Raw genomic sequence first — 20621 nt, 5'->3', positions numbered from 1 at the left:
CCAAAACGTCCGCATCCGCGCACGCAAACCCGGTCGAGAACCCACAACACTCCTCAATCAGAAGGGGTGTTGCATCGATCCCTTGAACCCGCCGTGGTTTTCCGCGCACAGCCCTCACACTCGCGGCCTCAGCCGGCGAGCTCGCGCTGCATGCTCCGGATCGCGGCGATGCGGTCCTGCAACTGTTCGCGGGTGGCGGCGGCCACGGGTGGTCCGGGGTGGCGGCGCCGCAGCTCGTTGTGAATCCAGCCGTGCGGTTTGCCGGTGCGGTGGTGGAATGCCGACACCAGCAGGTTCAGCTCCTTGCGCAGCTCGCGCAACTGGCCGTGAGTGGTCATCGGTGGCGCCGGGACGCCCGGATTCGCGGCGGCCTTGGCGCTGCGCTTCTGCAGCTGCTCGTCCTGCCGGCGGCTGAGCAGGTCGCGCATCTGGGTCGGGTCAAGCAGGCCGGGGATGCCCAGGTAATCGGCTTCTTCGTCACTGCCGGCCTCCGTCGCGGTGCCGAACGACGAGCCGTCGAAGATCACCTGGTCCAGCTCGGCGTCCGACCCGATCATCTCGAAGCCGTTCTCCAGCTCCGACTTCTCGTCTTCCTTTTTCTGGGCTTGCTCGAGCAGTTCGTCGTCAAGCCCGTCGGACACCCGGTGCGGCTTGCCCAGCACGTGGTTGCGTTCCCGCTCCAGCTCACTGGCCAGCTCCAGCAGGTTCGGTACCGACGGCAGGAAGATGCTGGCGGTCTCGCCCTTCCGCCGCAGGCGCACGAAGCGCCCGATGGCCTGCGCGAAGAACAACGGGGTCGACGCACTGGTGGCGTAAACCCCGACGGCCAGCCGGGGCACATCGACGCCCTCGGACACCATGCGCACCGCGACCAGCCAGCGGCTGCTGCCCTGGGAGAACTGCGAGATGCGATCCGAGGCGGTCGGGTCGTCGGATAGCACCACTGTGGGCTCTTCGCCGGTGTGCGTGTGCAGCAGCTTCGCGTAGGCCCGTGCGGTGGTCTGGTCGGTGGCGATGATCATGCCGCCGGCATCCGGAATGTGTTGGCGCAACTGGCCCAGGCGCTTGTCGGCCGCCGCGATCACCGCGGGCATCCACTCGCCCTCAGGGTTCAGCGCGGTACGCCAGGCCCGGGCCGTCTGCTCGGCGTTGAGTGGTTCACCCAGGCGGGCCGCGTGCTCCTCGCCGGCGCTGTCGCGCCACCGGGCCTCGCCGGAGTACGCCATGAACACCACCGGGCGCACCACGCCGTCAGCCAGCGCGTCGGAGTAGCCGTAAGTGTGGTCGGCTACCGACTGCTGGTGGCCGCTGCCGTCGGGTTCGTAGTTGACGAAGGGGATGGGGCTGTCATCGCTGCGGAACGGGGTACCGGTCAGACAGAGGCGTCGGGTGGCATCTTCATAGGCCTCGCGGATGGCCTCGCCCCAGCTTTTCGCGTCGCCGCCGTGGTGAATCTCGTCGAATATCACCAACGTTTTGTGGTTCTCGGTGCGCACCCGGTGCTTGGTCGGGTGGTTGGCCACCTGGGCGTAGGTGACGACGATGCCGTGATAGTCGCTGGACGTGTGTCCGGTCGTGTTGCTGAACTTGGGGTCCAGGGCCATGCCGACGCGGGCAGCCGCCTCGGCCCACTGGATCTTGAGGTGCTCGGTTGGGACCACCACGACCACCTGGTCGACGGTGCGCTCTGTCAGCAACTCGCCGGCGATCCGCAGCGCGAAGGTGGTCTTACCTGCGCCGGGGGTCGCGACTGCCAAGAAATCGCGTGGTTTGGCGGTCAGATACCGCACCAAAGCTCGACGCTGCCAGCCCCGCAAGTTCTGGGTGCTGGGCGCTGCGTATGCCCGCACCCTTCGACTCCTCCCGATCGAAGGGCAGTCTAGGACAGCAACTTCCGGCCGCGCACGTTCATCGGCGTGTCCTGGGGAGAGTCCGGAATATGGTGCCCTTCGACGTGTTGATCAGACTGCGCGATAGCCGCCGGAGATCCGCAGGCCGTCGACCTCGATGAAGCGCGGGTCCGCCATGGTTGTCATGGGGCCGCACCTAAGAAAACAGGTCCGGATGCGCAGCGATGTAGTCGCCGACGCTGCACGCGGGTTGCCCGGTGATCTTTTCGACGTCGTCGGTGGCACGGTCGTACCGGCCGGCGCGGTGCAGCTGGGCCATGGTGGCGATGTGCTGCTCGACGTGCGGGGGCAGACCCAGCGGCTTGAGTTTGTCCTGCACCCATTGGTCCTGTGCGATGTCGGTGCCATGTATCGGTCGGCCTAGACCTCGGCTGAACTCGGCGGCCAGGCCGTCGATGTCGAGGCTGGCCGGGCCGGTCAGTTCGTAGATCTTGCCGATGCGTTCGGCGGGATCGGCCAGCACCGCGGCGACTGTGCGGGCGACGTCGCTCGCGGCGATGGGCGACGTGCGGCCGGTGCCGAAAGGAAGCACCAGTTCATTGCGCTCGCGCAGCCCCGCCGCGGCCAGCCAGGTGAACATCGGATTGTCCAGGAACGTGGTCGGCCTGATGTGTACCACCGGCAGCCCCGACCAGTTCAACACCTGCTCGGCGAGGTAGTGCAGCCGATGCTGACGGGACTCGCCCACGCTGGTGAGCGTCATCTGCGAGACCGTCATCTGGGACATGTTCGCGATCACCTCGAGGCGGCCGGATTCCAGCGCCGCAGCGCAGACGACGACGGTCGCGCACAGGTAATCCGGTGAGACCCCCATTGAGAAGAACATCCGGTCCACGCCGGCTAGGGCGTCGACCACGTCTTGCGGCTCGGTGAGGTCGCCGACGACGACCTCGGCGCCGAGTGCGCGCAGCGGGTCGGCTCGCGCGTCGTCGCGGTGCACCAACGCGCGTACCCGGTGGCCGCGCTGCCGCAACTGCTCGATCACCAACCGGCTCACCCCGCCGGCGCCGCCACCGGCCCCGGTCACCAGATAGAGCGGATCTGTCACGGTGTGCCTTCCCAGTGTTTGGCCAAGGGAGTGCCGGCGAACGCCTCGAGCATGGCGCGGGACAACTCCAGTACTGCGCTGCGTGGACGGTGATTCACGATGAGCCGCTTGGCTTTTCCTTCGTCATCGAAGGTGACGAGGACGTTGACGTACAGCGGCACGCCGCGGACCGCCGAGGTGTAGTCCTCCACGAATCCGTAATCGCCGCACGGACCGGCGTAGTGGAAATCCTGGAACTCATAGATGCCGCGGGCCGTGACGACGACCTGGTGTACGGCCTCAGCGCCCTGGATCGCCCCGTCCCAAGCGGCGCCCTCGCCGGTGACGTCATCGGCCAGGTTGTCCAGCCACGCCGGGTAATAGGGCTTTCCCAGGTACGTCATGCGCTGCTCTCCGTTCTGGCGGTGGCGTGCATCTCGTCAAGGCGACCGCAGTGGCTAAGGCGTGCCCTGCCAATGCTTTTCATATGGTGTGCCGCCGAACTTCTCCAGCATCACGCGAGAGAACTGCAGCATCGCGCTGCGCGGGCGGTGGTTGACCACGACGTGCTGGGTCTGTCCGGCGTCATTGAACGAGACCAGGACGACGACGAACGTGGGCACACCGCGGACGCGGCTGCTGTAGTCCTCCAGGAAGCTGCTGTCGCCGCATGGCCCTGCGTAGTTGAATTCCTGGTGCTCATATTGTTCGCGGGCCAGCGACAAGATGGTCCGAACAGCTTCGGCGCCGTGCGCTGTGCCGTCCATGGCCGCTGCTTCGAGCGTGACGTCGTCGGCCAGGTTGTCCAGCCACTCCGGGTAATAGGGCACACCCATGTACGTCACGCGGGCGCCTTCCTGGCTCGACCGGTGAGGTCGCTCGCCGGTGATCGATGACCGAGCAAGTATCGCGCCGATCGGCTCGCCCCGCGCAACAACCGTCAAAATTGCGCCCCGATCGGTTACTGCAAAGACTGCGCGGTCGGGACGCGCAGGGGACAGACTGTTCGCATCGAGTCCGCGATCACGGGATGGGGTGCCATGACCACTGTCCGAGCCGCCGCTGTTCAACTGCGCCCGGTGTTGTACAGCCGCGAGGGCACCGTCGAACAGGTCGTCGCCAAAATCGGCGAATTATCCACCCAAGCAGTGCAATTCGCGACATTCCCGGAAACGGTCGTGCCCTACTATCCGTATTTCTCGTTCGTGCAGCGGCCCTATGAGATGTTGGCCGAGCAGACCCGGTTGATCGAGCAGTCGGTCACGGTCCCGTCGGCTGCGACGCGTGCGATCGGGGATGCGGCGCGGCGGGCGGGCATGGTGGTGTCCATCGGGGTGAATGAACGTGACGGCGGCACCCTGTACAACAGTCAACTGCTCTTCGATTCCGACGGAACCTTGATCCAATGTCGCCGAAAGATCACTCCCACTTATCACGAGCGAATCGTGTGGGGGCAGGGCGACGGCAGTGGACTGCGGGCGGTGGACAGCGCTGTGGGTCGCATCGGTCAGCTGGCCTGCTGGGAGCATTACAACCCGTTGGCGCGATACGCGTTGATCGCCGATGGTGAGCAGATTCATTCGGCGATGTTTCCCGGCTCCATCTTCGGGGATCTCTTCAGCAGGCAGACCGAGGTGCAGGTGCGTAATCACGCGCTGGAGTCCGGTGCGTTCGTGGTCTGCGCGACGGCATGGCTCGACAGTGATCAGCAGGCGCAGTTGATGACAGACACGGGTGGCCCTCTTGGTCCGCTGTCCGGTGGCTGCTTCACGGCGATCATTTCGCCGCAGGGCGAACCGCTCGGCGAGCCGCTCCGATCCGGGGAAGGGTATGTGATTGCCGACTTGGACTTCGAGTTGATCGATAAGCGCAAGGCGTTCATGGATGCCCGAGGACATTACAACCGGCCCGAACTGCTCAGTCTGCAGATCGATCACACGGCGACATCGCATGTGCACGAACGGTTTTCCGGTTCCGGGGGCGAGCCCGCGGTGCTCACCAGTGCGGTGACCGCTCCTACCGACCCCGCGGGCACGCGCGGAAACTACAGCAACAGCGCTATCACCATGCTGCACGATGGCCAGGCTCCAGCCGCCACGAAGGATGAACAGATCCTGGCCGCCAAGATTTCGCGCGCCATGTCGTCCGGTCCGTATCAGATCACCAAAGACGCCACAGTCGTCGAAATGGACCACCAGGGAAGCACTGTGGTGTTGCGTCAAGGCACCAACGACTGGGTGTGCTTTCCGGGCAACGAGAACGAAATCGGGAATGTGCCAATGTGTGCCGACCCGATGGGGCTGCAGTGGATGACCGACATCATGACGGGTAAGCCAGCACCCACCAATACCGCTCCGGGCATCATCTACATGCTTTGCGGCGCAACACAACACAGCAATACCGACCCGACCGACAAGACAAGTCCGGCAATTCCGATCGGCCCGCACTGGATGATCATCTGGCCCTACGACGCCGTTCGTGACGGGCTGCCGAGCACAGTCCGAGATGCCGGCGCGTGGGTGATGTTCGACGGGACGCCGTACGCATATCTGCACATCTGCGGAACCCCTTGGGACGGCACCGAATACGTGCCCGGTCTGGTGCCATCGTGGTCATTGCGCTACGTGGCCCCCGTCTCGGAGAGCTGAGCTGGCCCCCGAGTAGACAGCAGGCGATAGCGCCTGCGTCTAGACAAAGAAATTGTCGTGCCGGATGAACCATTCCCGGCGGTCGTCGTCGGTCATGTCCGCAAGCTGACCGAACCCCTCGAAGTACGCCTCTCGCGGCGCTCCCGGCGCGAACAGCATCAGCACCGAGGCGGGGTCGTCGGCGTCATTGCGGAAGCCGTGGACGCCGCCCGGTGGGACGTAGAGGAAGTCGTTCTGCCCGGCCTGCACCCACTCATTGCCGTCGTAGAGCGTCATGGTGCCGGACAACACGAAGAACGCCTCGGACATGGCTCGATGAAAGTGCGGGCCCGGTCCGCCTCCGCGCGGGGCGATGTCGACGCGGTACAGCCCGTAATCGCCGGCCGTCTTCTTCTGGTCCGCAAGGTAGTGGTACTGCACCAGGCCGAGCGAGTCGTAGTCGGCGGGCTCTGTACCGCGGCGCAGCGTGGCGCTGACTTCCGGCTTGGCGTCCGTGTAGCGGGCAGGGGGATAGGGCGGCACGACCAGCGACATGATGCCTCCTGGCTAACATCGTCAAGGTGTTTGGCGAGGACCTACGTGCAGAGCGGCTTCTTGACGCCCAGGATAAGGCGGCTGAGCTTTTTGTTGCGGTGGAACAGCGTGGGCTGATCCGCCCGGGTGTCGGCGAGCGGCAGGTGTCCGACGAAATCCGCGATCTGGCCGCCGAACTGTTCGGTGTCTCTCGGCATTGGCACAAGCGGATCGTGCACGGCGGCGAGAACACGCTGGCGACCGCGCGGGACAACCCGCCGGATCGGGTAATTGCCGACGACGACATCGTTTTCGTCGACCTGGGGCCGATCTTCGAGGAGTGGGAAGCGGACTTCGGCCGCACCTATGTGCTGGGCGATGATCCGCGCAAGCTCGCGTTGCGTGACGAGTTGCCGCGGGTGTGGGAGGCCGGGCAGGCTTACTTCGATGCGCACCCGGACATCACCGGAGCGCAGCTGTTCGTGCACATGATGCGTTTGAGCCGAGCGGCCGGCTGGGAGTTCGGTGGTGCCATCGCCGGACATCTGGTCGGGGAGTTCCCGCACGAGAAGATCGACGGCCGTGAGGTCGAGTCCTACGTGGCGCTCGGGTCGGACCTGCCGATGCGCCGGATGGATTCCGCAGGCCGGCAATGCCATTGGATTCTCGAGGTGCATCTGGTTGATCCGGACCGGCGCTTCGGCGGGTTTCACGAGGAGTTGTTGGACCTGCGCCGAAGTGTCTGATGTGGTGAGCGACGGCTGAGGCCCGACTCAGGGTGATTCAATTCCTGTTGCGGGTCGTTTCTGACGCGCGGTGGACATCGTTCGCCCGCGGGGCGTCAACCTATGTTGACGATGTCGACTCAGGTTGACGGGTCCAAATCGCAACTGCCACAACGGAGCTCGACGCGCCGAGCAATGCTGCCGCCGGCAGTCCGAACCCGGTTGCGGGGACAGGCGGAAAGGCCGCGGAACAACCGTGTCTAGGCTCCTCAGTGTTTTGACAGCCGCTGGACATTCTCTGTTCAGAATCAGTGCCTAGCCTGCGCCGTTGTGTTGACTAGAAGGGCTTTCCTGACGGCCGGATCGACGGCCGTCGGCGCGTTGGCTGCGGGTTCGCTGGTGCTGTCCGCACCGGCCCGCGCGATCCCGGACCCGGAAGCCGTGGTGGGCGCCAACAGCCGCCGCGCCCCCACCCAGTGGGGCGAGGCGTTACCTGGCGTTGGCAGGTCATTCTCGCCTGCGGGCCGCCAGATCGCGCTGACATTCGACGCCTGTCGAGGCGGCTGCGACGACGCGTTGCTGGACACCCTGCAAGCCAATGCCGTGCCTGCCGTGTTGTTCCTGAACGGCCGGTGGATCGACGAGCACCCTGACCGAGCCTCCAAGCTGGCGGCGAACCCACTGTTCGATATCGGCAATCACGGCACGCGGCACGTTCCGCTGTCGGTGACCGGGCGGTCGGCCTACGGCATCGCCGGTACCCGGTCGGCCGCCGAGGTCGTCGACGAGGTGTGGGCCAACCACCAGAAGATCATCTCGGTGACCGGTAGAGCACCCACCTGGTTCCGGCCGGGCACCGCCCATTACGACGACGTCGCTGTCGAGATCGTGCATGAACTCGGTGAACAACCACTGGGTTTCACGGTCGACGCCGATGCCGGTGCGACCGCCCCCGCCGCGAAGGTGCGCGCCAATATGCTCGGCGCCGCGCCGGGGGCGATCGTAATCGCCCACATGAACCACCCTGAATCCGGCACCCATGCCGCACTGGCGGACGTCATCCCGCAGATGCGTTCAGCCGGTTGGGAGTTCGTGTCGCTGGCCGGCCGGGACGTGCACTAGACGGGGAAAGTCACCCCGGTCAGGTCCTCGGACACCGCCCACAATCGTTGCTGCAACTCGGTGTCGTGGGACTGGTCGCTGGATGCGACGACCTTGGGGTGGCCGCTTTGTTCGAGCAAGCCGTCGGGTCCGTAGTACTGACCGCCGAACGCGGCCGGGTCGGTGGCGGCGCGCAGGGTCGGCAATGCGCCCATCGCTGCGCTTTGGAACAGCCGATCCACCAGCGGCGTCACCACTGATTCCGGCAATGGCAGGTGCCGCGCCAGCTCGGTGTTGGACCCGCCGGGGTGCGCGGCGAGCGCCACGGTTTCCGCCCCGGTCAGCCGCCGCTGCAATTCATAGGTGAAGAGCAGATTGGCCAGTTTGGACTGGCCATACGCCGCAACCCGGTTGTAGCTGCGGTCCCATTGCAGGTCGTTGAAGTGGATGGCGGCGCGAATCCGGTGGCCCAGGCTGCTCACCGTGACGACGCGGGAGCCGGGCACCGTCAGCAACTGGTCGAGCAGCAGTCCGGTGAACGCGAAGTGGCCGAGGTGGTTGGTGCCGAACTGCATCTCGAAACCGTCGACGGTGGTCAGCTTGGGGGTCCACATCACGCCGGCGTTGTTGATCAGCAGGTCGATTTCCGGGTAGTTGGCCCGCAACGCGTCGGCTGCCTCCCGGACCGACTGTAGTGAGCTGAGGTCCAGCTCCTGCAGTACGACGTCGGCCTCGGGAGTGGTTTGCCGGATGCGATCGACGGCGTCCTTGCCTTTGTCGAGATTGCGGACGGCAAGGACGACGTGTGCGCCCCTGGCGGCCAGCGCAGCTGCGGTCTCGAAGCCGAGTCCGGTATTGGCGCCGGTGATGACTGCGGTACGTCCGGTCTGGTCGGGAATGTAGGCGGTTGTCCACTTGGTCATGAGGATTCCTCGGTAGGCTGGGGTAATCGGGGCGGACGCCCCGGATACTTCGCCTATACGGAACGTGCGCCCCGCTTAGTTCATTCCCAGGAGCGCGACATGACGAAACCGGCCCGGCCGCTGCGAGCCGACGCGGCCCGCAACCGCGCTCGGGTGCTGGAAGTCGCGTATCAAACCTTCGCCGACGAGGGTCTTGGGGTGCCGATAGACGAGATCGCCCGGCGGGCCGGTGTTGGTGCCGGCACGGTCTACCGGCATTTCCCAACCAAAGACGACCTGTACCGCGCAGTGATCGAGGACCGCTTGCGACACATCACGGACGCCGGCCGGGCGCTGGTGGCGTCGGCCGACGACGGTGAGGCGTTTTTCGAGTTCCTGCGGTTGATGGTCCGATGGGGTGACACCGACCAGGGGCTCGTCGAGGCCCTCGCCGGCCTTGGGGTCGACATAAACACCGTGGTGCCCGGCGTCGAGGCCGATTTCCTGAACCTGCTCGGCGAACTCTTGCGGGCGGCTCAGCAGGCCGGCTCGGTCCGCTCGGACGTCACGGTTCCGGAGGCGAAGGCTTTGTTGGTGGCGTGTCAGGCGGCGCAGCGTTACAACCCGGATGCGGCCGATCGGGTCATCGAGATGATGCTGGACGGACTGCGTCCACGCTGACCATTTGGTCGAGCGGGTGGGTGCCCTCCGGCGTAGCGTCGGCCACATGAAATTCGGGATCTCCACCTTCGTCGATGACGACAGCATTGATCCGGTATCGCTTGCGCGTGCCATCGAAGAACGGGGCTTTGCCTCGCTCATTATCGCCGAGCACAGTCATATCCCGGTGAGCCGGGAAAGCCCGTACCCCAATGGCGGCGAACTCCCGTCGGTGTACTACAACACGCTGGACCCCTTCGTCACTCTCGCTGCTGCGGCGGCAGTGACTTCCAAGATCGAGCTGTTCACCGGGGTCGCCCTGCTCATCCAGCGCGACCCGATCCACACCGCCAAAGAAGCCGCGAGTATCGACCTCATTTCTGGCGGACGCTTCGTGTTCGGCGTCGGAGCCGGCTGGAACCTTGAGGAAATGCGCGACCACGGCACGGATCCGAAGACCCGTGGCACCCGGCTGGACGAGAGCATCGAAGCGATCAAGGCGCTGTGGACCACCGAACCTGCTGAGTATCACGGCAAGCTCGTCAACTTTGAGCTGTCTTACTGCCGGCCCAAACCGGTCCAGAAGCCGCATCCGCCGATTTTCATCGGCGGCAACTCCGACGCCACGGTCAAGCGGGTGATCCGCCATGGCGCGGGCTGGATTTCGAACCCGTCGCCCAGGGAGGCTTTGGCCAAGCGAATCGGACAACTGCGTGAAGGTGCCGGCCATGACGTGCCGCTGGCGATGTTCGGTGCTCCTGCGGATGCCGACTATTGGCGCGTGGCCGAAGAGCTCGGGTTCGGCCAGCTGGGGCTCATGCTGCCGTCGGTAGGCAAGGACGAATCACTGCGCCTGCTCGACGATTACGCGGCGCAGGTGCAGCGATACCGGTCATAGACCGATTTCCGGCCTTGTCGTCTTCGCTGGAGGCCGCTTCGCTCACTGTGAACGACCTTGCACTCACCATGGTCGAGTGCTAAAAATGCAGTTGGCACTCGCGACCGGTGAGTGCCAGGTCAGCAAGGTGAGGTTGGGGCCGCAGGTGCGGAGCACACCTCCAGCCGTCCGTCGCGGGCACCGGACCTGACCACAGACGTGCAATTCCCAACCGGAGGAATCACCTCGCAATGGCCAAGACAATTGCGTATGACGAAGAGGCCCGTCGCGGCCTTGAGCGGGGCCTGAACAGCCTCGCCGACGCCGTAAAGGTGACGTTGGGCCCCAAGGGTCGCAACGTCGTCCTGGAGAAGAAGTGGGGCGCCCCCACGATCACCAACGATGGTGTTTCCATCGCCAAGGAGATCGAGCTGGAGGACCCGTACGAGAAGATCGGCGCTGAGCTGGTCAAAGAGGTCGCCAAGAAGACCGACGACGTCGCTGGCGACGGCACCACCACCGCCACCGTTCTGGCCCAGGCTCTGGTTCGCGAAGGTCTGCGCAACGTCGCTGCCGGCGCCAACCCGCTCGGCCTGAAGCGCGGCATCGAGAAGGCTGTGGAAGCAGTCACCGCCAGCCTCCTCAAGTCCGCCAAGGAGGTCGAGACCAAGGAGCAGATCGCTGCCACCGCCGGTATCTCGGCCGGTGACCAGTCCATCGGTGACCTGATCGCCGAGGCCATGGACAAGGTCGGCAACGAGGGTGTCATCACCGTCGAGGAGAGCAACACCTTCGGCCTGCAGCTGGAGCTCACCGAGGGCATGCGCTTCGACAAGGGCTACATCTCGGGTTACTTCGTGACCGACGCCGAGCGTCAGGAAGCCGTCCTGGAGGATCCCTACATCCTGCTGGTCAGCTCGAAGATCTCGACCGTCAAGGACCTGCTGCCGCTGCTGGAGAAGGTCATCCAGTCCGGCAAGCCGCTGCTGATCATCGCCGAGGACGTCGAGGGCGAAGCCCTGTCGACCCTGGTCGTGAACAAGATCCGTGGCACCTTCAAGTCCGTCGCCGTCAAGGCCCCGGGCTTCGGCGACCGTCGCAAGGCGATGCTGCAGGACATGGCGATCCTCACCGGTGGCCAGGTCATCAGCGAAGAGGTCGGTCTGTCCCTGGACACCGCTGACATCACCCTGTTGGGCACCGCCCGCAAGGTCGTCATCACCAAGGATGAGACCACCATCGTCGAGGGCGCCGGCGACGCCGACGCGATCCAGGGCCGTGTTGCCCAGATCCGTGCCGAGATCGAGAACAGCGACTCCGACTACGACCGCGAGAAGCTGCAGGAGCGCCTGGCCAAGCTGGCCGGCGGTGTTGCGGTGATCAAGGCCGGCGCTGCCACCGAGGTCGAGCTCAAGGAGCGCAAGCACCGCATCGAGGACGCCGTTCGCAACGCGAAGGCAGCCGTCGAAGAGGGCATCGTCGCCGGTGGTGGCGTGGCTCTGCTGCAGTCGACTCCGGCGCTCGACGAGCTGAAGCTCGAGGGTGACGAGGCCACCGGCGCCAACATCGTGCGTGTCGCGCTGTCGGCTCCGCTGAAGCAGATCGCCTTCAACGGTGGTCTGGAGCCGGGCGTCGTCGCCGAGAAGGTGTCAAACCTGCCCGCCGGTCACGGCCTGAACGCCGCGACCAACGTGTACGAAGACCTGCTGGCCGCCGGCGTTGCCGACCCGGTCAAGGTCACCCGCTCGGCGCTGCAGAACGCGGCGTCCATCGCGGCGCTGTTCCTCACCACTGAGGCCGTCGTCGCCGACAAGCCGGAGAAGGCCGCCGCAGCTGCTGGCGACCCGACCGGTGGCATGGGCGGTATGGACTTCTAAGTCCTGCTTTCGCGAAAGCCCCGGCTCGCTTGGCGAGTCGGGGCTTTTTCGTGTCTGCTTCGGTCGCTGGTTCAGCCCTTTTCGATGGGGACGCAGTCGTGCAGGCAGTTGTCGGCCGAGCTGGGGGCGTTCGGAGTGGGGGAGTCAGCCGTCGCTTTGCGGTGCAGGACCGCGCGGGTCGGGACGACGCGCACCTGTTCGTCGACGAGTTCGCCTGTGCCATCGACAATTAACGAGTAGCCGGCGGGCTCTCGAGGCGGCCAGATGACAGAGACGACGGGGTGCCCGGCCAGGTTGGCGCGGGTGTGGCGGCCTGCAGCGCCGACGTTGAGGACGCCGTCGACGAACACCGGATCGACGGCCACCGTATGGGCGCGGAAGTCATCGCCGACGGTGATCAGGTAAGCGAACGTAAAGTCGGCCAGCGCGTCGGCCAACTGGTCGAGATCCACCTTCACACTCATATCGCCAGGATAGATCGCATCGCCGAGCCGCAGTAGTCGTGCCGCCACAGTCGTCACACTGGTAACCACAAACTGTGGGGTCACGGTTTGCCCGCGTCTGTGCGACAACCGCTGTTGCACAGCGGTTGTCGCACAGAGGCGGGCAATGCGGCGGCCATCCGTGGCGCGGCGGCACTGGGCAGATGCGCCAGCTCAGGCCGGGGCGGCCTGCCGTCCACGCACCAACTTGCCCGGCCGGGCGTCGGTGGGGACACCGTTGGCTGCGATCACCTCACCGGAAACGATCGTGGCCACGTAACCGTCTGCGGTCTGGTCCAGTCGTCGTCCGCCCGCCGGCAAATCGTGGGCTACGACGGGCTTGTGCAGCGTCAGCGCGGCATGGTCGATGATATTCAGATCGGCCTTGTAGCCCACTGCAATTCGACCGCGGTCGGCCAGGCCGGCGACTCGAGCAGGTATCGAGGTTAGTTCGCGCACCGCATCGGCCACCGACAACCGGCCCGACGCCCGGTCGCGCACCCAGTGCGTCAGCAGATACGTGGGAAATGAAGCGTCGCAGATCATTCCGTAGTGTGCGCCGCCGTCTCCAAGCCCCAGGATGACGTCGTCGCGGCGGATCAGCTCGGCCACGGTATCCAGCGAGTTGTCCCGGAAGTTGGCCAGTGTCACCAGCAGCATGGCGTGGCCGTCGTCGTCAAGCAGCCGGTCATACGCCTCTTCCAGCGGGCTGACTCCGCGTGCCGCGGCTCGAGCGGAAATCGAATCCGACTGTGCCGGTTCGTAGTTCGGTGGTGTGCCCAGTGGGAAGATGTAGTCCCAGGCCTGCACCGCGATCATCAGCGGATGGCCGTCGGAGGCGGGGGTGTCGTTCAGGATGCGTTCGCGCACTTCGGGTTTGCGCATCTCGGCGACTCGCTCGGCCAGCGGCAACTCCGCGATCTCCCGGTAGGACGGGTACAACACGAACGGATTGCCGGACAGTTCGAGTCCGAGTACCAACCCGATAGGCCGCGGGAAGATTTGTGCGCTGATGTTGCCGCCGTTGGCATTCTCCTTCTCGACCAAGCGCAGCGCGTCTTCGAACGTAGCCGGGCCGGCGTTGCCGATGGCCAGGGTGAAGGTGACGGGTAAGCCGACCTGGGCCGCGACCTCGAACACGGTCTTCAGCGCCGGCTCGTAGTCGCCGGCCAAGAGATCAGGGACGAACTGGATCAACCCGCCGCCGCCGTCCTTCACGCCGCGGGCGATTGCCTCGATTTCTTCTTGCGCGGCGTCGTAGCTCGGGATCGGTTCTCCGCCAGAAGTCTTGTGAATGGTCAGTCGCGATGACGCGAAGCCCAATGCGCCGACCTCGACGGCTTCGGCGGCCAGCTTGCGCATCAGGGCCAGGTCTTCGGCAGTGGCCGGTTCCCGGTCGACGCCGCGCTGGCCCATGACGTAAACCCGCAGCGGCGAGTGCGGCAGGAACGCGGCGACATCGATATCCCGGCGGCGCGATTCGACGGTGTCGAGGAACTCGGGGAAGGTCTCCCAGGTCCAGGGCAACCCGTCGACCATGACGACGCCGGGGATGTCCTCGACACCTGCCATCACGTCGACCAGCACGTCGTGATCGTCCGGTCGGCACGGTGCGAAGCCCACGCCGCAGTTGCCCATCACGGCGGTGGTTACGCCGTGAGCAGAAGACGGGGTCATCCGTTCGGACCAGATGGCCTGTCCGTCGTAGTGGGTGTGCAGGTCGACAAAGCCCGGTGTGACGAGCAGGCCGGTGGCGTCGATCTCCTGTGCACCTGTTCCTTCGACTGTCCCGACTGCGGCGATAAACCCGTCCTGAACTGCGACGTCGCCGATGTAGGGCTCGCCGCCAAGCCCATCGACGATCAATCCGCCGCGAATCACGGTGTCATAAGTCATGTCGGCCGCCTCCATTTCACCAACGTACGACGGGCACCCGCCGCCGGTCCTGTGAGTTGTCTAGGAGTTGAAGCTTAGCCTCGCTAGGCACTGGAATAACGATGTATCGTGATGTGTACAAGATGCATCGAACTTACGAAAGGAAATTGAGATGTTTGGTGGATTTGGTGGACCAGGCTTCGGCGGTCCCGGGTTCGGCCCGGGCTTCGGTGGTCCTGGGTTCGGTGGTCCGGGCGCTTGCGGTCCCGGCTTCGGCGGTGGCTTCGGACCAGGTGCTGGTCATCACTTTTTCAAGGGACGTATCAAGCGTGCCGCGATTGCGACGGCTGCGCTACTACAGGAAGGCCCCGCCACCGCTGAGCAACTGTCGCAACGGGTTTCGGACATCACGGACGGCGCGTTCACGCCGCCGGTGGACAAGGTCCAGTTCGTTCTGACATTGCTGTCCGGTCGGGGTGTGGTCACCGTTGAAGACGGTGTCGCGACTCTGACCGAGTTCGGTGAGCAACTGCTGACCTGGCGCGGCATCACCAGTGAAACGGTTGAGGCGTTCCTTGGTCAGGTCGCGAAGTTCGGCGACGTAATCAAGTTGCGCAAGGACCTGTTCGAGCTCGCCGGCCTGGCGCGCACGATCAAGTTCACCGGCAACGACACCCAGAAGGCGGACCTCGCGGCGGCGGTAGCGACGCTGCAGGCGGCGGTCGCGGAAGCCAAGAAGGCGTTGTACCGGACCCTGGCCGACAACTGAATCATGTTGGCTGACAACTGAATAATTCACTAGAGCGGTGGGCCCTCGAGGTTCACCGCTCCAGTGCTGTCGGTGCCTAGTGGCACGATCGGTGTCATGATCGACCATCTGGGCATCAACTGCAGTGACTGGGCTAAATCCAAAGAGTTCTACGACACCGTGCTCGGCGTGCTTGGGTACAGCCGCCAACTCGATTTCGATGTCGCGATCGGCTACGGCACCGAGGGCAGGCCGGAATTCTGGATTGCCGATGCCGGCGCGGGGGACGCCTCGGGGCCCAACCGGGAGGTGCACGTGGCCTTCCATACGAAGGATGCCGATTCAGTGGCGGCCTTCCATGACGCGGCGGTCGCACTCGGTGCCGAGTCATTGCACGCGCCCCGGCTCTGGCCCGAATATCACCCGGGCTACTTCGGGGCCTTTGTTCGCGACCCCGACGGCAACAATGTGGAGGCGGTATTTCATGGCGCGGTCGGCTGACGCCCGGGTCCGGTAGCGTCGGCGCCATGGCTGACACCGCTGCGGCGCGGGAACTGCTACGCGACTCGTTCACCCGACTCATTCAGCATGTCGACAAGGTGACCGACGGGCTGACCGACGACGTGTCCTCCTGGCGTCCGACACCCGAAGCCAACAGCATCGCCTGGCTGCTCTGGCACAGCGCCCGGTGCCAGGACCTGCAGTTGTGCGACGTCGCCGGCATCGAGCAGGTGTGGACCAGTCAGGGCTGGGAGCAGCGGTTCGCGCTCGATCTGCCGCACAAAGACGATCCCGGTTACGACATCGGGTACGGCCACACCGCTGAGGATGTCGGCAAGGTGCGTGCGCCGGTAGAGCTGCTCGTGGGCTACTACCGCGCGGTGCATCAGGTGACGTTGGAGTACCTGGCGACCGTCACACCCGACGAACTGGAGCGCATCGTCGATCGTCGCTGGAACCCGCCGGTGACCGCGAGTGCTCGCCTGGTCAGCATCGTCGACGACTGCGCCCAGCACCTAGGGCAGGCCGCGTACGTCCGGGGGATCGCTCCCGGGCGATGACGGTTCAGAAGTTCGTCCGCTGGTGGCCGCCAGTCGGACTGCTGGCGATGGTTCTGCTCGGCCTTGCGGTGGGCAAGACGTCGACGCCGGTCGATGACGCGTTTCAGCGGACTGGACGAGCCACCGAGCCATACTCCGGTCTGCTGCTGTTCTTCACCGACCCACGCGTGCTCACGGTGATTCTGGTGGTCGCCGTGGGAATCACGTTGTGGCGCAAGCGATGGCGTTTGGCGGTGGTGATGGCGCTGTGTCCGCAGGTGGCCGTGTACATCGAACGCGGCTTCAAGCACTTTTTCGGCCGGAACAAGGAAGGCGCGCTCGCTTACCCCAGCGGTCACACAACGTTGATGGTGACGGTGCTGGGCATGGTTCTGCTAGCTGCGGGAGCGGCGCTGTGGTCGCGGGTGCTGGCGGGCTTCTTCGTGACGCTGGGCATGCTGGGCCAGGCAATGACCTACCACTACTTCACCGACACCGTCGGGGCGCTCCTGTTCGGATCATCGTTGGTGTGTGTCGCGGGGTTGTTGGGGGGAGTCGCGTTCCTGAAGTCTGACCCGCCGTCGCCAAAGCAGTGAACAGTGGATCCACGGCAGGGCCTGCTGCAGTCAAGTAGCTGTAGCGGCATGTCCACATCAAACTCTGTGAATCAGGTCGTTTCTGTGGATAACTGCCTGAGATCTGGTATGGATGTGAGTCGGTCGCAAATAGGCCAATTACCTGGGGATATGCAAAAGTGAGCAACGCCGATCGTCAGTGTGACCTTGCCTTTTGCCGCGCCTGCAAATATTAGCTGGGAAGCACTTGAGAAAATGCTTTGCACCACGTAGTTTGCTGACCAGTCGAGGTGAACTGCCTCACAGGATAAGGGGACTCCAAGCCATGAAGAACCGTGTCACGTGCGGTCTGACTGCCGGTGTGGCGATCGTAGGCGCCAGCGTCATCGCGATCACACCGATCGCTGTGCCGCCGATCGCCGCGTCGGTATCGATGCGGTCCGTCAACTCGGACGTGACACTGACCGCGGCTGCCTCGACGAACCCGTACGACTACTTCACCTTCATCGATATGGGTGTTGGTGACGTGGAGGTGGAATTCGCTTCACGCGTCGTCGAGCAGGTCGTCCAGTTGCCGTTCATCCCGATCGTCCTGGGCATGGCGGCTCTCAGCGGTGACAACGTCCGGCTGTACTCGCAGCTGCGCCAGATCGTCGATGCGCCGCTGTACGTCGTCGACCCACTGGTCGAGCTCGTCGCACGGGCCTTGCCTGAGGTGTTGGGCGGCGGCACCGATGGCAACCCTCGCACCAGCAGCAACGAGCACGTCACCGGAGTCGACGGCGCGCTGATGGAATTCCGCAACACTGAGCTGATCAACCTGCGCAACCAGGTGGACGCGATGCTGGCGGCGTCGCTCGGGGTCGACCCCAATGTCGCTAACGACAACTATGCCGCCGGGTTCATCTCTGGCACTTGGGAGTCGTTGAGCCGGGTGGTCCAGGCGGTCAGAACGGACATCCCTACTGATGTTCTGGGCACCGTGGCTCTTCTCGCCTTGGGTGACAAGACCACCGCGTACCTCTACGGGCAGGACCTGATCTATACCCCGATTTGGGCCGCTGATCCCATCATCGACTCGTTGGCGAAGGGACTGCCTGCGGTGCTCGGTGGGAACGACACGACGACCAACTACGGCGCCTTGTCGTCATTCCGTGACAACGTGCTGCTCAAAGCGACCATCGACGTCAGTAAGGCATTCGCCGGTTTGATCGGCGTGGCGGTGGACAGCGAGGGCACTCCGATCGACTCCACGTCGACCGCTGCAACGACCTCTGTATCGACCGCTTTGTCGACCGCTTTGTCGGCTGCGGCCGCCAAGGCGCAGTCGGCAGTGGAGTCGGAGGTGAAGGCGCTGGCCGCCACGCAGACGCAGGCGAAGTCGGTGGCTGCTACCGAGCCGCAGACTGCGCTCACGGCGACCGCGAGCGAGACGAAGACAGTCAGCGAGACGGAGGCCAGCGCTGGCTCGTCGACCAAGACGGATACTCCTGCCAGCAGCGACTCGACCAAGACGGATACGCCTGCGAAGACGGACACCCCCGCCAGCAGCACAACGTCGGCTAAGACTGACACCTCGGCCAGCAGTGACCAGCAGACCAAGACTGACGGTCAGACCAAGACTGATGGTCAGACCAAGTCCGACACGCAGACGAAAGACACCAAGACTCCGGCCAAGTCGCAGAAGAAAGCCGACTCCGACACCAAGAAGCCGTGGAAGAAGCTGCAGTCCTCTGTCGGTGACGCGGTCAAGAACGTGAACAAGGCTTTCCAGCCGAAGTCCAAGGCCAACACATCCGCCGATGACTCCGCCGGCACCAAAGCTGGCGAGGGCGCCGGCAGCAGCTCGAGCGGGGCTTCCAGCAGCGGCGGTGCGAGCGGCGGTTCCAAGTAGGAGCAGACCGCTGCGCCGAGGTCAGCGATGACCTGCCGCAGTTGTTTGCTGGCCGAGTGCTGCGACCACGCTTCCTAGTGGACGTGTTTGCAGCATTTGCACAACCTGGGTCCCTATTCATGCGCGCTTATCGAGGTGGCGAGTTGTCGGCTAGTTGCTGTAATGCCCGACGGCTGGTTCTGCGACGCGGGTAGCCGACCTCGTCGGGTGTTGCTGCGGTCAGCAGGGGATTTGCAGCAGAGCTCATTTGCCGCAACTACGCCGGGGTTGACCGGCCGACGTAAGCGATCGCAATAATTGACGCGCGTATTTGCTGGTTAAGCCAGCGCTGGGTGGGTCCAATCGCCAATTGAAGCGTTCCGGTTGCGGCAACTCTGAACCAGGCGTAATTTGCTGTTCCGATCGGGTGGACAGGCAGCCCGACTGGTCGAGGGAAAACAGCGATGGAATTTCGTGGTACGCGCACATTCGTAGCCGGGATGGCTCTGTTCGGTGCGGCTGCGGTCGCAGTGGCTTCGGTGCCTGCAATCGAAGCCATGCCGAAGGCGATCTCTTCGATGGCGTTGCCGCGACTGGAGAACGCCCGGATCGATCTGACGACCGCGACGGCCGACCTTTGGCAGCTGGGGGGCATCGCACTGGTGACCGAGACCGCCAATCGGCTGGGGAGCAGTTTCTTGGACACGCCGGTGGCGGCCCTCATCGTTGGGCTCGACTTGGCGAATGGCGACAACGTCAGTGCCTATGAGCAGCTCAAGCAGCTTGTCGACGCGCCGCAGTACATCGCCGACCCGCTGATCGTTGGTCTGGCACAGGGCCTGTCGCCCCTATTCGGCGGTGTCATGCCCAGCGCCGGGTGGAATGTCGACCCCACCAACCAGCCCCCGCTTATCCAGTTCCGCGACAACGTGATGGTCAATCAATGGCGTAACGGTGCAGAGGCGCTGCTGGCCGGTCTGATGGGTGTGCCCAACGCGAGCAGCATCCCGGATTTCAATGCGGCCGACTCGCTGGTCAGCTTGGTTGAAAGCGAGCCCGCGACGATCAGCGGTAATTTCAGTCAAGGATTAACAGACCTGGACAGCGGCCTGTTGAAAGCTCTCGGAACGGGCGACGTGGGTGGCATCGCGACCGGGCTCAATGAATTGGTCAACACGCCGCTGGATGCGGTCCAGTTGGTCTTGACGACGCTTGCCAACGCCGTGCCGGCCGCGACCACCGCTCCGGTCTTCAACGCGATCGCCAAGAACGTCGCGTATCTGGAAAGCACCCTGAATTTCGGAATCAATGCGGCGTTCCCGTCGTCCGCTAGCGCCACGACCTCTGGCGCTGCTACCTCCACCGCTGCGGTCAACGCCACCAAGTCCGTGACGTCCACTGCTGCTGTTACGACCACCGCTGCTGTTACGTCCACCGCTGCTGTTACGTCCACTGCCGCCACCACATCCGGTGCGGCGACGACTCCCGCGTCGTCGACCACCAGCGCGCTGTCGGCCGCCAAGTCCGCGCTGGCGGCGGATAAAACTGCCCTGAGCACCGCAAAGACCACCCTGACGACGGCCAAGAGCCAGCTGCAGGCCGACAAGACGGCAGGAGCCTCGGCTCAGACCCTCGCGGCGGACAAGCAGGCGGTTTCCTCGGCGAAGGCTCAGGTCAAAGCCGACAAGTCGACCGTGAAAGCTGACAAGACCGCGGCCAAGGCTGCCAAGGGCAAGTAACACAGCGGCCGCACCCGGGCTTGACACCCGTCAAGCCCGGGTGCGATCT

Annotated in this window: 19 protein-coding genes and 1 pseudogene; 12 read left to right on the top strand and 8 right to left on the bottom strand. The window is 64.7% G+C overall.

All coding sequences use genetic code 11. The annotated features are described in order from the left end of the window. Nucleotides 1-128: 128 nt before the first annotated feature. The 4 genes from M2432_RS19900 to M2432_RS19885 form a co-directional block, all read right to left on the bottom strand. On the bottom strand, nucleotides 129-1850 hold the full coding sequence (locus M2432_RS19900; protein WP_280828546.1) for a DEAD/DEAH box helicase: 1722 nt from the start codon (nucleotides 1848-1850) through the stop codon (nucleotides 129-131). 196 nt (nucleotides 1851-2046) lie between these two features. Beyond that, nucleotides 2047-2958 carry an NAD(P)H-binding protein gene (locus tag M2432_RS19895; protein WP_280828545.1) on the bottom strand — a complete coding sequence of 304 codons (912 nt, stop codon included), beginning with the start codon at nucleotides 2956-2958 and terminating at the stop codon, nucleotides 2047-2049. Beyond that, nucleotides 2955-3341, bottom strand: coding sequence for a hypothetical protein (locus M2432_RS19890; protein WP_280828544.1), 387 nt, complete (start codon nucleotides 3339-3341; stop codon nucleotides 2955-2957). The genes M2432_RS19895 and M2432_RS19890 overlap by 4 nt, the downstream gene beginning before the upstream one ends. Nucleotides 3342-3395: 54 nt before the next feature. Next, complete coding sequence (locus M2432_RS19885) at nucleotides 3396-3782, bottom strand: hypothetical protein (RefSeq protein WP_280828543.1); 387 nt, start codon at nucleotides 3780-3782, stop codon at nucleotides 3396-3398. Between the two features lie 195 nt (nucleotides 3783-3977). On the opposite strand from M2432_RS19885, the pseudogene M2432_RS19880 reads away from it, so the two are divergent. Then, nucleotides 3978-4898: pseudogene (locus M2432_RS19880) on the top strand (nitrilase-related carbon-nitrogen hydrolase); the annotation flags it as partial. A gap of 726 nt (nucleotides 4899-5624) precedes the next feature. On the opposite strand, the gene M2432_RS19875 reads toward M2432_RS19880, so the two are convergent. Then, nucleotides 5625-6119, bottom strand: a complete 495-nt coding sequence (locus M2432_RS19875) for a cupin domain-containing protein (protein ID WP_280828542.1) — start codon at nucleotides 6117-6119, stop codon at nucleotides 5625-5627. A 26-nt stretch (nucleotides 6120-6145) separates the two neighbouring features. On the opposite strand from M2432_RS19875, the gene M2432_RS19870 reads away from it, so the two are divergent. Together M2432_RS19870 and M2432_RS19865 are read left to right on the top strand one after the other, a co-directional pair. After that, nucleotides 6146-6844, top strand: a complete 699-nt coding sequence (locus M2432_RS19870; protein WP_280828541.1) for a M24 family metallopeptidase — start codon at nucleotides 6146-6148, stop codon at nucleotides 6842-6844. Between the two features lie 309 nt (nucleotides 6845-7153). Then, nucleotides 7154-7945 carry a polysaccharide deacetylase family protein gene (locus M2432_RS19865; RefSeq protein ID WP_280828540.1) on the top strand — a complete coding sequence of 264 codons (792 nt, stop codon included), beginning with the start codon at nucleotides 7154-7156 and terminating at the stop codon, nucleotides 7943-7945. Here the strand turns inward: M2432_RS19865 and M2432_RS19860 are convergent. After that, nucleotides 7942-8847: an SDR family NAD(P)-dependent oxidoreductase gene (locus tag M2432_RS19860; RefSeq protein ID WP_280828539.1), complete on the bottom strand. Its 906-nt coding sequence runs from the start codon at nucleotides 8845-8847 to the stop codon at nucleotides 7942-7944. The genes M2432_RS19865 and M2432_RS19860 overlap by 4 nt on opposite strands. 99 nt (nucleotides 8848-8946) lie before the next feature. On the opposite strand from M2432_RS19860, the gene M2432_RS19855 reads away from it, so the two are divergent. From M2432_RS19855 to groL, 3 genes are all read left to right on the top strand, one after another. Then, nucleotides 8947-9507, top strand: a complete 561-nt coding sequence (locus M2432_RS19855) for a TetR/AcrR family transcriptional regulator (RefSeq protein WP_280828538.1) — start codon at nucleotides 8947-8949, stop codon at nucleotides 9505-9507. A 46-nt stretch (nucleotides 9508-9553) separates the two neighbouring features. After that, nucleotides 9554-10384, top strand: a complete 831-nt coding sequence (locus M2432_RS19850) for an LLM class F420-dependent oxidoreductase (RefSeq protein WP_280828537.1) — start codon at nucleotides 9554-9556, stop codon at nucleotides 10382-10384. 230 nt (nucleotides 10385-10614) lie between these two features. Then, nucleotides 10615-12240, top strand: coding sequence for a chaperonin GroEL (gene groL / locus M2432_RS19845; protein ID WP_280828536.1), 1626 nt, complete (start codon nucleotides 10615-10617; stop codon nucleotides 12238-12240). 71 nt (nucleotides 12241-12311) lie between these two features. Here groL and M2432_RS19840 read toward each other — a convergent pair whose 3' ends face one another. Together M2432_RS19840 and M2432_RS19835 are read right to left on the bottom strand one after the other, a co-directional pair. After that, nucleotides 12312-12704 (bottom strand): pyridoxamine 5'-phosphate oxidase family protein, encoded by a 393-nt coding sequence (locus tag M2432_RS19840; protein ID WP_280828535.1) that lies wholly within the window; start codon nucleotides 12702-12704, stop codon nucleotides 12312-12314. Nucleotides 12705-12896: 192 nt separating this feature from the next. Next, entirely contained in the window at nucleotides 12897-14618 is a 1722-nt protein-coding gene (locus tag M2432_RS19835; RefSeq protein WP_280828560.1) for an amidohydrolase family protein, read from the bottom strand. Between the two features lie 151 nt (nucleotides 14619-14769). Here M2432_RS19835 and M2432_RS19830 point away from each other — a divergent pair, with 151 nt between their 5' ends. The 6 genes from M2432_RS19830 (at nucleotide 14770) to M2432_RS19805 (ending at nucleotide 20572) form a co-directional block, all read left to right on the top strand. Beyond that, nucleotides 14770-15366, top strand: coding sequence for a hypothetical protein (locus M2432_RS19830; protein WP_280828534.1), 597 nt, complete (start codon nucleotides 14770-14772; stop codon nucleotides 15364-15366). 96 nt (nucleotides 15367-15462) lie between these two features. Further along, entirely contained in the window at nucleotides 15463-15846 is a 384-nt protein-coding gene (locus tag M2432_RS19825) for a VOC family protein (RefSeq protein WP_280828533.1), read from the top strand. A gap of 26 nt (nucleotides 15847-15872) precedes the next feature. Continuing rightward, nucleotides 15873-16406 carry a mycothiol transferase gene (locus tag M2432_RS19820; RefSeq protein WP_280828532.1) on the top strand — a complete coding sequence of 178 codons (534 nt, stop codon included), beginning with the start codon at nucleotides 15873-15875 and terminating at the stop codon, nucleotides 16404-16406. Further along, nucleotides 16403-16981, top strand: coding sequence for a PA-phosphatase (locus M2432_RS19815; protein ID WP_280828531.1), 579 nt, complete (start codon nucleotides 16403-16405; stop codon nucleotides 16979-16981). Before M2432_RS19820 ends, M2432_RS19815 begins: the two co-directional genes overlap by 4 nt. A gap of 304 nt (nucleotides 16982-17285) precedes the next feature. Further along, a complete protein-coding gene (locus tag M2432_RS19810; protein WP_280828530.1) occupies nucleotides 17286-18854 on the top strand; it encodes a hypothetical protein in 1569 nt (522 codons plus the stop codon). A 443-nt stretch (nucleotides 18855-19297) separates the two neighbouring features. Beyond that, nucleotides 19298-20572 carry a hypothetical protein gene (locus M2432_RS19805; RefSeq protein WP_280828529.1) on the top strand — a complete coding sequence of 425 codons (1275 nt, stop codon included), beginning with the start codon at nucleotides 19298-19300 and terminating at the stop codon, nucleotides 20570-20572. Nucleotides 20573-20621: the final 49 nt, after the last annotated feature.

Origin of the sequence: Mycobacterium sp. OTB74, from assembly GCF_029892685.1 — a bacterium.
GTDB lineage: Bacteria > Actinomycetota > Actinomycetes > Mycobacteriales > Mycobacteriaceae > Mycobacterium.
Note: the sequence above shows the minus strand (reverse complement) of the source record. Positions and strands in the feature narration are given on the sequence as shown.

Bases quoted from the DNA above. Each gene is read 5' to 3' on its own strand.
- M2432_RS19830 (WP_280828534.1), top strand. From the start codon at position 14,770: ATGTTTGGTGGATTTGGTGGACCAGGCTTCGGCGGTCCCGGGTTCGGC.
- M2432_RS19850 (WP_280828537.1), top strand. From the start codon at position 9,554: ATGAAATTCGGGATCTCCACCTTCGTCGATGACGACAGCATTGATCCG.
- M2432_RS19860 (WP_280828539.1), bottom strand. From the start codon at position 8,847: ATGACCAAGTGGACAACCGCCTACATTCCCGACCAGACCGGACGTACC.
- groL (WP_280828536.1), top strand. From the start codon at position 10,615: ATGGCCAAGACAATTGCGTATGACGAAGAGGCCCGTCGCGGCCTTGAG.
- M2432_RS19805 (WP_280828529.1), top strand. From the start codon at position 19,298: ATGGAATTTCGTGGTACGCGCACATTCGTAGCCGGGATGGCTCTGTTC.
- M2432_RS19835 (WP_280828560.1), bottom strand. From the start codon at position 14,618: ATGACTTATGACACCGTGATTCGCGGCGGATTGATCGTCGATGGGCTT.
- M2432_RS19875 (WP_280828542.1), bottom strand. From the start codon at position 6,119: ATGTCGCTGGTCGTGCCGCCCTATCCCCCTGCCCGCTACACGGACGCC.
- M2432_RS19810 (WP_280828530.1), top strand. From the start codon at position 17,286: ATGAAGAACCGTGTCACGTGCGGTCTGACTGCCGGTGTGGCGATCGTA.
- M2432_RS19890 (WP_280828544.1), bottom strand. From the start codon at position 3,341: ATGACGTACCTGGGAAAGCCCTATTACCCGGCGTGGCTGGACAACCTG.
- M2432_RS19815 (WP_280828531.1), top strand. From the start codon at position 16,403: ATGACGGTTCAGAAGTTCGTCCGCTGGTGGCCGCCAGTCGGACTGCTG.
- M2432_RS19825 (WP_280828533.1), top strand. From the start codon at position 15,463: ATGATCGACCATCTGGGCATCAACTGCAGTGACTGGGCTAAATCCAAA.
- M2432_RS19855 (WP_280828538.1), top strand. From the start codon at position 8,947: ATGACGAAACCGGCCCGGCCGCTGCGAGCCGACGCGGCCCGCAACCGC.
- M2432_RS19820 (WP_280828532.1), top strand. From the start codon at position 15,873: ATGGCTGACACCGCTGCGGCGCGGGAACTGCTACGCGACTCGTTCACC.
- M2432_RS19840 (WP_280828535.1), bottom strand. From the start codon at position 12,704: ATGAGTGTGAAGGTGGATCTCGACCAGTTGGCCGACGCGCTGGCCGAC.